The sequence below is a fragment of the Geoglobus acetivorans genome, assembly GCF_039641995.1.
GTDB lineage: Archaea > Halobacteriota > Archaeoglobi > Archaeoglobales > Archaeoglobaceae > Geoglobus > Geoglobus acetivorans.
The window spans coordinates 1,372,389-1,386,052 of record NZ_CP087714.1 but is presented as its reverse complement, the minus strand read 5'-3'; the positions used below and the strand labels follow the sequence as shown (position 1 = coordinate 1,386,052).

At 45.0% G+C, this 13,664-nt stretch carries 16 protein-coding genes; 5 read left to right on the top strand and 11 right to left on the bottom strand.

The genetic code is table 11. From position 1 onward, the window contains the following. The first annotated feature begins 72 nt into the window (after positions 1-72). Together LPQ35_RS08100 and LPQ35_RS08095 are read left to right on the top strand one after the other, a co-directional pair. Positions 73-303 (top strand): hypothetical protein, encoded by a 231-nt coding sequence (locus LPQ35_RS08100; RefSeq protein ID WP_193808276.1) that lies wholly within the window; start codon positions 73-75, stop codon positions 301-303. Then, complete coding sequence (locus tag LPQ35_RS08095; RefSeq protein ID WP_193808275.1) at positions 251-1,378, top strand: radical SAM protein; 1,128 nt, start codon at positions 251-253, stop codon at positions 1,376-1,378. The genes LPQ35_RS08100 and LPQ35_RS08095 overlap by 53 nt, the downstream gene beginning before the upstream one ends. Here LPQ35_RS08095 and LPQ35_RS08090 read toward each other — a convergent pair. From LPQ35_RS08090 to LPQ35_RS08080, 3 genes are all read right to left on the bottom strand, one after another. Beyond that, positions 1,372-2,778, bottom strand: a complete 1,407-nt coding sequence (locus tag LPQ35_RS08090; protein WP_193808274.1) for a dihydrolipoyl dehydrogenase — start codon at positions 2,776-2,778, stop codon at positions 1,372-1,374. The genes LPQ35_RS08095 and LPQ35_RS08090 overlap by 7 nt on opposite strands. Positions 2,779-2,866: 88 nt before the next feature. Next, positions 2,867-4,579 carry a long-chain fatty acid--CoA ligase gene (locus LPQ35_RS08085; protein WP_346297613.1) on the bottom strand — a complete coding sequence of 571 codons (1,713 nt, stop codon included), beginning with the start codon at positions 4,577-4,579 and terminating at the stop codon, positions 2,867-2,869. A 154-nt stretch (positions 4,580-4,733) separates the two neighbouring features. Beyond that, positions 4,734-5,144: a phosphate-starvation-inducible PsiE family protein gene (locus LPQ35_RS08080; protein WP_193808522.1), complete on the bottom strand. Its 411-nt coding sequence runs from the start codon at positions 5,142-5,144 to the stop codon at positions 4,734-4,736. Positions 5,145-5,360: 216 nt separating this feature from the next. Between LPQ35_RS08080 and LPQ35_RS08075 the strand changes: the two genes are divergently transcribed. Next, positions 5,361-5,543, top strand: coding sequence for a hypothetical protein (locus tag LPQ35_RS08075; RefSeq protein WP_193808521.1), 183 nt, complete (start codon positions 5,361-5,363; stop codon positions 5,541-5,543). A 145-nt stretch (positions 5,544-5,688) separates the two neighbouring features. Here LPQ35_RS08075 and LPQ35_RS08070 read toward each other — a convergent pair whose 3' ends face one another. Genes LPQ35_RS08070 through LPQ35_RS08040 form a run of 7 tightly spaced genes read right to left on the bottom strand, consistent with a single transcriptional unit; the run spans position 5,689 to position 11,097 of the window. Next, positions 5,689-6,852 carry a YchF-related putative GTPase gene (locus LPQ35_RS08070; protein WP_193808520.1) on the bottom strand — a complete coding sequence of 388 codons (1,164 nt, stop codon included), beginning with the start codon at positions 6,850-6,852 and terminating at the stop codon, positions 5,689-5,691. Further along, entirely contained in the window at positions 6,849-7,106 is a 258-nt protein-coding gene (locus LPQ35_RS08065) for a DUF2095 family protein (RefSeq protein WP_193808519.1), read from the bottom strand. Before LPQ35_RS08065 ends, LPQ35_RS08070 begins: the two co-directional genes overlap by 4 nt. Further along, positions 7,048-7,923, bottom strand: a complete 876-nt coding sequence (locus LPQ35_RS08060; protein WP_193808518.1) for an acyltransferase — start codon at positions 7,921-7,923, stop codon at positions 7,048-7,050. Before LPQ35_RS08060 ends, LPQ35_RS08065 begins: the two co-directional genes overlap by 59 nt. A 5-nt stretch (positions 7,924-7,928) precedes the next feature. Next, the gene (locus tag LPQ35_RS08055; RefSeq protein WP_193808517.1) at positions 7,929-9,155 is read right to left on the bottom strand and encodes a 2,3-bisphosphoglycerate-independent phosphoglycerate mutase; all 1,227 of its coding nucleotides are present in this window, start codon (positions 9,153-9,155) and stop codon (positions 7,929-7,931) included. A gap of 38 nt (positions 9,156-9,193) precedes the next feature. Continuing rightward, the gene (locus tag LPQ35_RS08050) at positions 9,194-9,673 is read right to left on the bottom strand and encodes a DUF2299 family protein (protein WP_193808516.1); all 480 of its coding nucleotides are present in this window, start codon (positions 9,671-9,673) and stop codon (positions 9,194-9,196) included. Then, positions 9,674-10,144: a chorismate pyruvate-lyase family protein gene (locus LPQ35_RS08045; RefSeq protein ID WP_193808515.1), complete on the bottom strand. Its 471-nt coding sequence runs from the start codon at positions 10,142-10,144 to the stop codon at positions 9,674-9,676. Then, positions 10,141-11,097: an AAA family ATPase gene (locus tag LPQ35_RS08040; RefSeq protein ID WP_193808514.1), complete on the bottom strand. Its 957-nt coding sequence runs from the start codon at positions 11,095-11,097 to the stop codon at positions 10,141-10,143. Before LPQ35_RS08040 ends, LPQ35_RS08045 begins: the two co-directional genes overlap by 4 nt. A gap of 81 nt (positions 11,098-11,178) precedes the next feature. Between LPQ35_RS08040 and LPQ35_RS08035 the strand changes: the two genes are divergently transcribed. Together LPQ35_RS08035 and LPQ35_RS08030 are read left to right on the top strand one after the other, a co-directional pair. Continuing rightward, positions 11,179-12,183, top strand: a complete 1,005-nt coding sequence (locus LPQ35_RS08035) for an NMD3-related protein (RefSeq protein ID WP_193808513.1) — start codon at positions 11,179-11,181, stop codon at positions 12,181-12,183. Continuing rightward, positions 12,180-13,184 carry a class I SAM-dependent methyltransferase family protein gene (locus LPQ35_RS08030; RefSeq protein ID WP_193808512.1) on the top strand — a complete coding sequence of 335 codons (1,005 nt, stop codon included), beginning with the start codon at positions 12,180-12,182 and terminating at the stop codon, positions 13,182-13,184. Before LPQ35_RS08035 ends, LPQ35_RS08030 begins: the two co-directional genes overlap by 4 nt. Here LPQ35_RS08030 and LPQ35_RS08025 read toward each other — a convergent pair. Continuing rightward, entirely contained in the window at positions 13,165-13,662 is a 498-nt protein-coding gene (locus LPQ35_RS08025) for a signal peptidase I (RefSeq protein ID WP_193808511.1), read from the bottom strand. The genes LPQ35_RS08030 and LPQ35_RS08025 overlap by 20 nt on opposite strands. Between the last annotated feature and the right edge of the window lie 2 nt (positions 13,663-13,664).

The following is a 13,664-nucleotide window of genomic DNA, read 5'->3' as shown; positions in this document are numbered from 1 at the left end:
TTTTTTTAATAAAAAGACTTATATAGTTTCTTAACGCAGTTAATTGGGTGATCGATATGAAGGTGAGCAAAGTTGAGAGGAGAGATACGGGCATCTGCAAGTGTGGAGACTCATGCTGAGATTGATTACAGAACCGCAATCTGCAGGGCCTGTGATTTCTATAAACCCGGAGACACTCTTGAATGCGCTGGCTACAGAGTTCTGAAATATTTTGTTGAAACGGGTAAACTGACGCTGGAGGAGATAGAGTTTGCAGCATCTCAGGCTTGCAGAAAGGATCCTGCTGAGGAAGTTCGGCAGTGATTACTACGCTTACAATGCAAAAAGCGACACCCTGTATGAACTCGATAATGAAGCTTTCTATTTTTTATTGAGCTGTGACGGAAGCGAAAGAGAAGCTGATAGAGAAATCCTGGATTTTTTGATTTCAGAAGGGATTCTTGAAGTCAATTCAGAAAAGAAAGAAAACGTGTATGTGGAGCAGAGCGAACCATCGCTACGGCATTTCCTCATTTCCGTAACACACTCTTGCAACCTTAAATGCCAGCACTGCTATATTCTTCAGAATACTTCCCATATCGATGAAACCACGTTCAAGAAAGCAATTGATGAGTTTTACAGTATCGGCGGACTTAAACTGCTTATCTCAGGTGGAGAACCACTGCTTCACCCGAAAATTTTTACTCTACTGGAACACGCCCGCAGATACCCGTTCAGAATAGTCCTTATGACGAACGGATACCTCCTGAATGATGACAGAATAGATAAAATCACAGAACTCGTTGATGAAGTCCAGATCAGCCTGGACGGATTCGAAGGACACCGAACGCTGAGAAATGCCGGATGGGAAAAACCCATAGATGTCATCAAATCCCTCTCTGGAAGCGTAGATGTTAGCGTTGCCACAATGGTCACAAAGTACAACATAAACGAGTTTGAAAGAATGAGCAGAGTTCTTGAAAGCCTGAATGTCTACAGGTGGAGCATCGATGTTCCCGTTACGGAAAAAGACATGCTGCCACCCCCAGACAGTATAAAGGAGGTGCTTCAGAATTACGGCTTTGGAAAAAGAAGCTATCCGAGCATTCAGGGATATGCCTGCGGCACTCATTACTGCGAAATGGACCCTGAAGGCAACATTGTAAAATGCGGGTTTTTTGAAGAACCATGTGGAAATATCAGAGACGGTCTCATAAAATGCTGGGAGAACCTGAAGAGAACCTACATCTGGAGACTCGATGAACTTGAATGCTCATGCCAGTATGTGGATGAATGCAGGGGAGGCTGCAGATACCGGGCTTTGATGTACTGCGGAGACATTCTTGGCTGCGATCCTGTGATGTGCAACATTTACGGCGTAAAGCAGTGCTGTCAGTAGCCAAGTTTTTCCATCAGCCGGTGATATTCCTCAACGCTCATGAGGTTGCCGAATGCCCAGCTTACAACCTCGCTGAGCGATGGGTGGATATGCAGCGCATGTAGTGCGGCATGATATGTGGCATCGAGAGCCATGAGTGTGGCAATTTCCTGAACAAGTACCGATGCAGATTTACCTGCAATATGGCCTCCGAGAATTTTTCCTGTCTCTCTGTGAACAATCACCTTGGCAAACCCTGTTGAATTCATGGCAAGGCCCTTTCCAGTAGTTTTCAGCTCCTCGAATCCTATCAGGATGTTCTCCCTGCCAAATCTCTCCACAGCCTCTTTCTCAGTCATACCAACACTTCCAACCTCTGGCTGAGTGAAAACAGCATGAGGTACTGCAGAATAGTCCATTTTCACTCCGGCATCATGAAAGGCGTTCGCATAGGCAATGGCTGCCTCTCTGTTTGCCACATGTCTGAACATGTATTTCCCGTTCGCATCCCCTATTGCGTAAATGCCCGGAACAGAAGCTTCAAGAAATTCGTTGACCTTTATCCACCCTCTCTCATCCGTTTCTATTCCACCCAGCCAAGGTTTCAGAATGTCGGAGTTGGATTCTCTGCCCACCGCCAGGAGTATTTCCTCACCTTCAACCACTACTCTCCCATCAGGGCCTTCCGCAACGACGCGCTTGACATTTCCATTTCTTTCAACGCCTGTAACCCTATGTGATGTAAACAGCTCTGCATGATTAGAGAGCTCTTTCTGCACGATTCGAGAAATTTCAGGCTCCTCGTTTGAAAGAATGCGGGGCATCATTTCAACTATTTTCACATCACAACCAGCCCGAGCAAAGAAGTTTCCGTATTCTACCGCAACATATCCCCCACCAACGATGACCATGCTTTCTGGCATGTCTTCAAGCTCAAGCAGCGTGTCGCTTGTCAGATAACCTGCATTTCTCAACCCCTTTATTTCCGGCACCATGGGCCTTGATCCTGAGCCGATAAAGATCTTCTTTGAGGTGATCTCCTCCCCACCTACCTTTAACCTGTATGGCCCAGTAAAAGATGCCTCTTCCTTAAAATAATCAATGTTTTCCCTCTCTCCAAGCGATCTCTCGATCATGCTGCTTTCTCTGCCCACCTTTTCCCTCATCCTCTCCATAAGTCTTCTGAAGTTTACCCGAATGTCCTTAACCTCAATAAGTCCGGACAGCCGTTCAATGTCATGAAGAACCTCCACCGGAGAAATTACAAGCTTGGATGGTATGCAACCCCTCGTAAGGCATATTCCGCCGGGTTTATCCCTATCAATAACTGCAACTCTTGCATCAGGTATATCTCTGAGGAGTTTGTTTGCAATGGATATGCCTGAACCGGTACCGATTACTATCGCATCGTAATTTTTCATAACATACGTTGACTTTCAAAAATATATTTTTTGGGAAGGTTATGACCTCATTTCTGGAGATCAGAATAAAAACAGAAAAAAATTGATGTCAGGACTGTTCCATTTTCTTAACTTCCTGGTCCCTGAGCACCCTTCTAAGGACCTTGCCGACTGCTGATTTCGGAAGTTCGTCGACGAACTCAATTATTCTGGGGACCTTGTAGGCTGCGAGCTTCTGCCTGCAGAACTGCTCGATGTCCTTTTCTGTGACCTTATCTCTGTGTTCGGGTCTCAGGACGATGAACGCCTTTACTGTTTCTCCCCTGTATTTGTCTGGCACTCCTACAACCGCAGCCTCCAGTACGGCAGGGTGTTCGTAGAGGACTTCTTCAACCTCTCTTGGATAGATGTTGTATCCTCCGGCTATGATTACGTCCTTCTTTCTGTCAACTATGTAGAAGTAACCGTCCTCGTCCATCTTCGCCATGTCTCCTGTCAAAAGCCATCCGCTGACCAGGGTTTTTCTCGTCTCTTCCTCCATCTTGTAGTAGCCCTTCATCACCTGTGGGCCGTAGATGGCGAGCTCGCCAATCTCGCCCACAGGAAGGACTTTTCCTTCCTCGTCTATGACGAGGGCGTATGTATTCGGAATGGGTATACCTATGCTGCCCTCCTTGTTTGTGCCGTAGATTGGGTTGACGTGCGTGACAGGAGATGTTTCGCTCAGCCCATATCCCTCAACAAGCTTTCCGCCGGTTATCCTCTCAAACTCTCTCTTGACCTCAAGCGGCAGTGGAGCAGAGCCACTTATGCACGCCCTTATACTCCTCAGATTCTTCTTGGGCGTGTCTGGATGTGTGTTTATTGCGTTGAACAGTGTTGGCACCCCGAAAAACAGCGTGATCCCGTGTTTCTCTATGGCATTCAGTATCCTCTTTATGTCTCTCGGGTCTGGAAGCATAACAATTTTTGCTCCGACGGCAATTGGCATGTTCATGCTCGTAGTCATTCCGTACACATGGAAGTAGGGCAGAATCCCGCTTACAACATCCTTTTCGCTGAACTCCGGAAGCCAGTGAATGATCTGATAGGTATTGGCAACGAGATTGTAGTGTGTGAGCATTGCTGCCTTAGGCAGACCTGTCGTCCCGCCAGTGTACTGAAATACAGCAATGTCCTCCTTGGGGTCCACCTTTTCAGGAGATGAAATGGGATCCGATTTTACCACGTCAGTCCAGAAGGCTATTCCGTCATCATTCGGAACGTTCACCTTCTCTTTCTTCAGCCTGTAAAGAAAGTTCAGCGGGAAAGGCAGGTAGTCCTCAATTTTGCAGACTATCACTCTATCGATTATCCCCTCTTTCTTAAGCTCGTAAACCTTTGGAAATGCGTTCTCGACGGCGAAGAAAATTCTGGCCTCGCTGTTTTCAGCAATGTGTCTCAGTTCCCTTTCGGTGTAAAGTGGATTGGCCTGGACAACAGTTGCTCCGGTTTTGAGAATTCCATAATACGCAATCACATAGTGCGGAGTATTTGGCATGTCTATTACTACTCTCGACCCCCTGCCGACGCCAAGGCTTTTCAGAAAGCCTGCCACCCTGTCAGAGAGTTCTTTAAGTTCACCATACCTTAACTTCTTTCCAAGAAAGTCGATTGCAATTTTATCTGGAAACTTTTCTGCAGTTCCATCAAGAAGCTCATAGAGTGGAATTTCAGGGATTTCAATTTCAGATGGGACTCCACTGTCATAACTCTTCTCCCAGAACTGATTGATATCCTTCGGATCAATTTCTGTTATGAGTTTTCCCTCAACACCAAGCATGGGATTAGTCGGATTGCATGATTTAAAAATTTTCCATTATTAATTTATAAAAATATCATGAATTAGTATGCGGAATGAAATAGCATATTTAAAGTTTACCAAAAATCTGAAACAGCCACCCAGTAGGGACAAAAAAAGAAGATGAGATACACACCTACTTCTTCGAGGGCTTGTACTTTAGTGCCATCGTCCTCACAAGAGTTAACGAGAGAATCAGTATGGAGAAGGCGATCAGAATTGTCCAGTCGAAATTCTGCTTATAAAGAGATATTAAAAGCTCCCTTATGGTGAATATGGATGCAAGTTCAGCCATGATATGAAGCCTGACTCTCTTAAACTCGAGATATTCAGTGAACGCCTTTGCAAGCTCTATTAGAACGAAAAAAGTCAGTATTTCGGTGATGAGCGTATCAAATGAAGCTGGAGAGAGAGTCATTATCGCCTCAGGAATCTGAACAACAATGGAAACCATCTTCACCCCAACGAGTACCGTAACAACCAGACTCATTAGAAATATTGCGATGTCATATACTCTGTTCAGGTACTCAAAACGGAGATTCCACATGATAAGAGGTCGGCATCACTGCATATATACTATTTGAAGAAACTTTGTGAATGTCTTCTCCACGGGATTGTTTGGAAAATTCTACAGAAATACAAAAAAACATATAGAGAACTGTACGATATGTAATTTCTGGGAGAAATTTCTGACAACTGTTTCGGAACATTTAAATATGATGATTATATAATCATAATTGTTGTTGTGTGAAAGGTGTAAAGCATGAAGTCAAAAATAGGTGAAATTGCAGAAAGAATGCTGGAAAAAGAAGAGATAGTAATTCAAAGCGAAGAAGAGAAAGTTATCGCAGAATTGCTGGAATTTCTCGGTTTAATAGAAAAGCGTGAAAACGGGCTTTACAGAGTGACCGAAGCGGGTAAAAAATTCCTTGAACTCGAACGCTGATATTTTTGTACACGCACAGACGTTTTCAGCACCTTCTGCAACAACACATCACTGCTCCCAAATAACTCAGGCAACCGCAACTGGCAGTACGACACCACAATTCGGCTGGACCAAAAATTGTGGGAATTCAGGTTGCTGACAATAGCTATGCACCTGAAACGATCTTTATAACATCCCCATTCTGAAGTTCATGGTCTTCCGAAATTCTGATCTTTCTCTTGGCATCGACGGCATAGATGTAGTTTTTCCCTATGTCCGTGTGGATTTTGTAAGCAAGCTCCTTGGGCGTTGTCCCTTTTTTCACGAGCATCGCATCCGGAAGAACATTGCCCTTGCTGTCAGTGTACTTGTTCTCATCCTCAACTGGATACACCACTATGTAACCCAGCTTATCAAAAACAATCCTATTTATCGCCTCCTGAATGCCCGTTCCTCCATATTTCTTCATGAAGGCTCTGATAGTCTCGAGAGCCTTTTTCTGCTTTTCATTCAGCTCTTTGACAATCTCGAAGTCATCATCACCCGGCAAATACCGGACGTATCCATTCTGACTTGCAGTCCTCAACGTGAGTTCGAACATTGCCGAGCAGATGACTGCGCCAGAATCCATGAATCTCTTTATATTATTCTCCGGAGCCTTATCTGCCTTGTTTGCAGCCACGAGGATTTTGAATCTCCTTTCCATGAGATTTCTTGCAAAGATTAGCAGATCATCGTCCGAAAATTCATTGAACTGTTTGCCGGTATCTCTCAGACTTTCTCTAACGGTAAGCTCATCGAAGCCAAGACCTGCAAGCTGCTCGTGTATGTATCTGGCAGGATCCTTTTTCTCCATTTGTATTCTCCTTACCATCTTGTCCCAGTTTTTCTTCAAAATGCCGAAAAGCCACATGTTAAGCTCCTTTTCAAGAAAGTCAACGTCCTCAAATGGGTCGTGTTCCCCAAGTCCGACCTCATTACCCTCTATATCCGTCGAGCCTGATGCATCCACCACGTGAATTATAGCATCGGCCTGTCTGAGATCATCAAGAAACTCGTTCCCGAGCCCCCTCCCCTTGTGAGCGTCCGGTACAAGACCGGCAACATCAATCAGCTTAACGGGGATAAACCTCCACCCATCGATGCAGTTACCGCATGGATAGACACCAAGCTCCCTGCACGCACACTCAACCCTCACATGGGCCACACCGACGTTTGGCTCGATTGTTGTAAAGGGATAATTCGCAATCTCCGCATCAGCCATGGTTGCAGATTTGAAAAAAGTTGATTTTCCTGCATTTGGCTTTCCAGTTAAACCTATCTCTATCACTTCAAACCCCTCCGGGTATACTCCCCGTGCTTTCTCGAACCTATGAGGTCCTTAACTATTTCACTCTTCTTCAAAAATTCAGCATACTCCTCGCTTATCTCTCCAATTTTGAGAAAGTATTCAATAACCTCGTGAGCCTCATCAACGCTCTCACACCTTTCTATGTGGTCAATGACCGAAGGCAGAATGTCCCCTTCAAGCTCCCTGTATATGTTCGGAAACATCTTTCTGAATCTCTTCTTCTCCCAGTTCATCATCCTCCTCTTCACCCTCAAATTCGATTTCTGCCTCGACCTTATCCCTTATCCAGACTCCTTTCCTGCCCACAATCGTTCCCTCAACCATACATCCCTTTTCGATATGGACTTCCTCGCCACTGACGCTCCCATAAACTATGCTGTCCCCAACGATAAATACCTTCCTTCCCTCAACCGCACCGTGAATTTTGGAGCCACTTATGATCAGATCTCTTCCCCTGAGGCTTCCATAAAGCTCAACGTTTTCAGCAATAACGTTTTTTGCTCTGACGTTTCCCAGTATTTTGCTATCCCTGAAATCAGCGTTTCTACCAGTCCTTATCTGCTCCATCGCTAACTTGGTGTTGTCAGGTATTACCAAAGGATTTTCAAACTCCTCGCTGAACAGCTCTTCAACTTCATCAAGCTTCCCGAGTCTGAGGAGTTCCATGATATAAACAAACAGGAAGATGATTACGGGCAATGGATTCTGAATTGTGATGAGACCTCTCGCTTCAAATCCCTTCTCAATTCGAACGTTTCTGCCAATCTCAAGGTTCCCGTGAACTGTAAGCTTTCCCTCAATAGATGAGAATTCACCTATGTAAGCATCTCCCCTGCACAGCACATCTCCCTTAACCCTAACCCAGGAATCAAGCCTTATTTCATCTCCTATTAGATCTCCGTTTATTGTCGCCCTGTCCCCAATGACTATCTTCCTCGCATCGATGCCAAATCCGATTGAGGAATCGTTCCCAACTATCACGTCTCCCTCATGTTTTATGTGGGTTTCATCAAACACAACACCGGGTGGGACAACCAGCTTTTCCATCATGCTCTCTACGCTCCGAACTTTTTAGCCTTGCCTATCAGATCAAGTATTATGTTCATCAAATCCTCTCCCCTTATCCTGCACAGTCCACCTTTATACACCTCAAACTCGTTGAAAGCTTTAACTTCATCCCTTCTGACACCTTCCTGCACAATCATTACCGGGACGGGGTCAGCAGAGTGATCTCTCACGCTCACGGGAGTGCTGTGATCTGAAAGCACCGTCAGACACACTCTGGAGAAATCAAGATCTTTGAGAGGCGCAATTGCCTGATCAACCTTCTCTATGAATTCCTTTTTGCCCTCAAAGTCTCCATCATGGCCAAACTCATCCGGAGCTTTGATGTGAAGCAGAACGAAGTCATGCGTTTCGAGGGTCTTTAAGGCAGTTTCTACCTTCAGATTGAGATCGGTATCTCTGCTCCCGGTGAATTTCGAATTTTTAATAACATCAGCCCCTATAAGCCTACCAATCCCTTTAATAAGCGTTGTTCCTGCAACAAACGCCGCCTTTAAACCATACCTCTCCTCAAACTTTGGAACGTGGACTGCCTTACCAACACCTCTCAGAAGGAGGGCATTTGCCTTCGGCAAGCCTGCTTCGGCTCTTTCCGCATTTAGCGGATGGTTTTCAAGAACCTCGTGGCTTTTCTCAATGAACTCGTTTACCATTCTTGCTGTGAATTCCGCCGAGCTGTCGAGAGGTTCGACCCTCTTAACAGCCCCCCCTTCCTTCTTCGGATCGCTGTCAGTAATTCTGTCCGAAAGGCCTTCGCCCCTGAAAACCAGCGCTGCCCTGTGGCCGGATGCGTTTGCAAGTATGAATTCCACCCCATCAAGCTTCACATTCTCATTTACTGCCCTGACAAGTTCTTCCTTGTCCTGAATCCTTCCCGCCCGCCTGTCCACAACAATTTTCTCAAAAATGCTGCCATCTCCCTCAACCGTCCCAAAGTTAACCCTGAAGGCTATGTCTCCGGGTTTGACATCAATTCCTGCACCCGCAGCCTCTATTGGTCCTCTTCCAGTATAGTATTCGAACGGATCATATCCGAGAATTGAAAAATGGGCAGTATCGCTTCCCGGTCTGATTCCCGGCCTTATCGTATCCATTATTCCAGCAATTCCCCTTTCAGCAAGAAAATCGAGATTTGGTGTGTGAGCGGACTTTAAGGGAGTCGTATCACCATTCCCTCTATCAGACATGCCATCAACAATGACCATCAGAACCTTCATGGTTCTTCCGTAAGCTGCAATCAATAAAAAATTAACTTTCAGAGGTACATGACCTCGCTGTCTCCTCTTCTCTCCGAGCGTTCAAATCTTTCTCTCATTCTCCATATAATGTAAAGCTTGCATTTATGCACTTCAGAAATCGAATCCATAAGAAGCTGGCGTGTTACGTTTTCAGCATAGAGTTTCCTCGTAAACTGAAATAGCTGGGGGTTCATCGCATCCGGAATAATCTGGAATTCCGTCTGCAAAAAGATCAGGTCAAATCTTATCGTCCACATGAATCTTCTCCGTTCTTTTTCATCCATCGCCATGACCATCGAATAGTGCTCATCGCTCAGCCTGATTCCGCTGGCAATTAGAATTACATCCCTGTCTCTGGGGGCTATGATGTCAATTACCTGATTCGAGCCGGGAGGGACCTCAATTACGTAATGAAAATCAGCATTTTCGTCGCTGACTTCCTCTCTGAAAAATCCCTCTTCAACAAGCCAGTCCTTTACCATTTCCTTAAAATTCATCTATTCCCACCTCAAACCGTCAAAGGCGCTGAACGGGAACGATTCAGTTATGTTTATCAGCACCTCTCCCCTGTGGATTATGCTGTAATTCCTGACGAGACACTTTCCAAGCTCATTTTCTTTTATACAACTCCAGTTAATCTCTCTTCTGACCTCCAGCTTATATTTCCTTATTATCTTACCGACAGGAATGTCAGCACTCATCAAATCTCTTTTAAAGCTCTCATCCAGTCTTTTTAGAGGAGTGTATGACACTGCCCTCGCAAACCTGATCCCGGCTGAGAAGATGTCCACGACCCTGAAATTGACCTCATCGCCCTCATTTATATTCAGCTTTTCTGCAATTTCTGGACTCGCGCCAATTACCTTCTGTTCAATAGTTTTAATCTTCGCCCTTTCCCCGGTTAAAGCTTCGATTATGGATGTAACGCTTCCATCCGTTCTCTCCAGAATTCTCAGAATCGGATTCATAGCCGTTCCAGTTCCCTGATTGGTCTTCCATCCCTCGTTTCAGGTGCCATATAATCAAGGAACCTCTCGAAATCGATGTCATAAAGCCTGAAGGTTACCCTGAGGGGAGATAGAATCGCATCCTCTTCTGCAAAATTAATCCTCGATACAAAAGCAGTCTGTTTGTTCAGGAGAACCTTAACTCTGTTCCCACTTCTGCCCCTGATGAGTTCGCTTCTTGCAGTATCAAGTATCCTCTGCATTCTCAAAAGTTCTCTGAATCTTGAAAGGCTGGACGTTCTTGCATACAGTTTCCCATCTTCAATTTCAATTGTTGCATCCGGAAAAAGATTTTTCACCGCTTTTTTTACCTTTTCCTCATCTTCCGTTGGAAATACATCTGTCTCAATCTCCACCTCAACTCTTGGCAAAAAATGAGTCAGTATTGCCCGGATTTTGTCTTCGAATTCATCAATCGTGCCAGTATTTTCCACGGTTATATCAGCAATCTTTATTGCTTCTCTCATACTCCAGGAGAGTTCCCTTTCATCTCTCCTCTTCAATTCTTCGGGAGTTTTTACGTCATCCTCTCTTTTCCGCTTCAATGCTCTTTCAAACCTCACCTCAAGTGGTGCTTCGACGTTTATAAGGATGAAATCATCACCAAACTCCTTTCTGAAAGTTTCTACCTCTGCTATCCCTCGTATCCCGTCAACGACTACAATTCCTCTTTCTTCGAGCTTCTCCCGTATCCTGGGAATGCATCTTTTCGCAATTGCATCCATACCCTCCTTCTCTCTCAGTTCAGTAGCCACTCTGCCTGCATTTTCATCTGTAAGCTCAAGACCCCTCCTCAGAACTTCCTCACGAACAACGTCGCCCATGACCACTACAGGAATTCCCATTTCCTCGGCAATTCTGGATGCAGTTGTTTTTCCGCTTAAAGGGAGTCCAACGAAAGCAATTATCTTCATATCACTAAAAGATACCGTGAACAGTATTTAAATAATTGGCGAAAAGAGATAAATACCATTCATCGCCATTCACGTTTTGCAATGAAATGTGCTGTCTGCGGAAAAGAGAGTGAACATCCCGTATGTGGAAAATGCCTGCTGGAAAGGATAGAAGCGGTGAAAATCCCACCTGTAGTTGAAATTACAGTATGTCCAAAATGCGACGCCAAAAGACTTGAAAAATGGAAAACCATATCGCTTGAAGAGGCTGTTGAAAAGGTGCTCGAGAAAGAGACGAGGATTCACGAAGAGGTGGAGGTACTGGATTTCTCCTTCCAGCCGTTCGGGCTTGACGAGACAGGAAAATATCAGTTCACGTTTTATGGCAAGATAAGAGACCATGAGTTCGAGTATTCTTCATTCTTTGAGGTCAGATTGAAAAAGATAGCATGCGAAAAGTGCAGCAGGCAGGCCGGTGGATACTACGAGGCCATAATCCAGATCAGAGCAGATAACAGAGAGCTGAAAGACGAAGAGCTTGAGAGGATTGGCGAAATAATAGGCGCCGGAATGGACAAACAGAGGTCCCATCCCAAAGCGTTCATCACAAAAATCGAGGAAAAAAAGGAAGGCATTGACATCTACATGGGTGACAAAAAGCTTGCCCAGAAAATAGCGAGAGCAATATTGAAGGAGCTCGGTGGTGAGCTTTCAGAGAGCAGCAAGATAGCAGGCAGGCAGGACGGAAGAGACATCTACAGGTTCACGTATTCCGTCAGACTGCCGGAATATTTTGAAGGAGACATTGTTGAGGATGATGGGCGTACGGCAATTGTGGCGAGTGTTCAGAAGAGGAAGGGCGTCGATATATTCACGGGCAGAACTATAAACCTGAAAAACCCGAAGGTCCTTGTCAGAAAGGAAGACATAATGGAAAGCTATGTGGTCAGTGCGGATAGTTCTGCATTAGAAGTTCTCGACCCGGAAACTTACCGGTACGTGTGTGTGAGGAAACCGGAATTTGAGTTCAATGCTGGAGACAGCGTATTTGTCGGTAAAGGTGAGGACCAAGTGTTTGTGATACATAAAAGCCTGGTAAAGCCATGAAAGCTGTAAAGGTCCGCAAAGAGGAAGCCGAAAAGATCAGAAAGTGGCTGGAAAAGAATGGTTACAAGGACAAGGATAGAAGAATCAGGGTGGAGGACGGGTACGTGATAATACCCGTCATTGAGACCTTCAACATACCTGGAAGCTACGACATAATTCAGGACAAAAATCCTGTTTTTAAAGAAAAGAAGGACTTTAGAAGCATTGTGGAAAATGTGGCCGGATACTACCCGAAATATGCAGATTTCAAGATATTTGGAAAAGTAGGTGTTGTAAAGCTTCCAGAAGAGATAACGCAATTTTCGAAGAGAATAGCAGATGAGCTTATGAGAACATACAGGCTTAAGGCTGTGTGGCTCGACAGGGGCAGACACGGTATGCTCAGGAAGCCTGAGATGGAACTGCTCGCGGGGCAAGGGAGCGAAACAGAGGTGAAGGAACATGGCTACATTTACAGGTTTGACGTTACAAAGGTGATGTTCAGTCAGGGAAACAAGTTTGAAAAAATGAGAATTGCAGGGCTTGTGGAGGATGGAGAAATCGTTGCAGATATGTTTGCGGGCATAGGCTACTTCACAATACCGGTTGCAAAGCATTCCCGGGCCAAAAAGATATACGCATTTGAGATAAACCCGGATTCGTACACTTTTCTGCTGGAGAACATAAAAATCAATAAAGTTAATGGTATCGTGCCGATTCTGGGCGATTCCATGCATATTGTTCCCGAAGGATTTGCAGACAGAGTAATCATGGGTCACATCAATGCAGAGCCTTTTATTCCCGTGGCCATCAGAGCGCTGAGAGATGAAGGCTGGATTCACTACCACGAGTCCACCCCGGAAAAAATTCTAAGCAGACCCGTCGAAAGGATAAAGAAACATGCCGAAAAACAGGGTGCTGAAGTCAAAGAAATCAACCTGAGAAAAGTAAAGAACTATTCTCCCAGAGTTCTGCATGTGGTTGTAGATGCGAGAATAAAAATTAACCGAACAGAAGTCTGAAGTATCCAATATACGGTATTTTGAACACAGCAACTCCCACAATCCATTCCTTCTTAACGGGCTTTGAAAGGAGTGGTTGATCCATAACAGGGTTGTTGTCGCCCTTTGTCAGATAGCCATCGTTCTCAGCAACATAGCCACCTATTTTTTCACCCTTGTGTACAAATGTTATCGCTCTGTGTATTATGGGCGTTCTGGACGGGTCACCATTCGGTCTGTAAACAATGACATCACCATAGTCTCCGAATTTTTTGTATCCGTTTTCCTTCCCCTCCAGATAGGTGATAATCTCCTTCTTCTCAGGGCTTACAAGGAAAACAACATCGCCGATATGGAGGTTTGGTTCCATCGAACCGCTCTGAACGGCAACCATGAATGGCCAGGTCCCGGTCAGGAGATAGCCTCCACCTGCAACCACACCAACAATTATAAGTGTAGTGAGAATATCCTTGATTAATCCCACAAGCTTTGATTGCATGA

Coding starts and splice junctions, on each gene's coding strand:
- LPQ35_RS08050 (WP_193808516.1), bottom strand. CDS start 9,673: ATGAATTTTAAGGAAATGGTAAAGGACTGGCTTGTTGAAGAGGGATTT.
- LPQ35_RS08035 (WP_193808513.1), top strand. CDS start 11,179: ATGAAATGTGCTGTCTGCGGAAAAGAGAGTGAACATCCCGTATGTGGA.
- LPQ35_RS08060 (WP_193808518.1), bottom strand. CDS start 7,923: ATGATGGAAAAGCTGGTTGTCCCACCCGGTGTTGTGTTTGATGAAACC.
- LPQ35_RS08090 (WP_193808274.1), bottom strand. CDS start 2,778: ATGAAAAATTACGATGCGATAGTAATCGGTACCGGTTCAGGCATATCC.
- LPQ35_RS08030 (WP_193808512.1), top strand. CDS start 12,180: ATGAAAGCTGTAAAGGTCCGCAAAGAGGAAGCCGAAAAGATCAGAAAG.
- LPQ35_RS08045 (WP_193808515.1), bottom strand. CDS start 10,144: ATGAATCCGATTCTGAGAATTCTGGAGAGAACGGATGGAAGCGTTACA.
- LPQ35_RS08040 (WP_193808514.1), bottom strand. CDS start 11,097: ATGAAGATAATTGCTTTCGTTGGACTCCCTTTAAGCGGAAAAACAACT.
- LPQ35_RS08085 (WP_346297613.1), bottom strand. CDS start 4,579: ATGCTTGGTGTTGAGGGAAAACTCATAACAGAAATTGATCCGAAGGAT.
- LPQ35_RS08025 (WP_193808511.1), bottom strand. CDS start 13,662: ATGCAATCAAAGCTTGTGGGATTAATCAAGGATATTCTCACTACACTT.
- LPQ35_RS08080 (WP_193808522.1), bottom strand. CDS start 5,144: ATGTGGAATCTCCGTTTTGAGTACCTGAACAGAGTATATGACATCGCA.
- LPQ35_RS08075 (WP_193808521.1), top strand. CDS start 5,361: ATGAAGTCAAAAATAGGTGAAATTGCAGAAAGAATGCTGGAAAAAGAA.
- LPQ35_RS08065 (WP_193808519.1), bottom strand. CDS start 7,106: ATGAACTGGGAGAAGAAGAGATTCAGAAAGATGTTTCCGAACATATAC.
- LPQ35_RS08055 (WP_193808517.1), bottom strand. CDS start 9,155: ATGAAGGTTCTGATGGTCATTGTTGATGGCATGTCTGATAGAGGGAAT.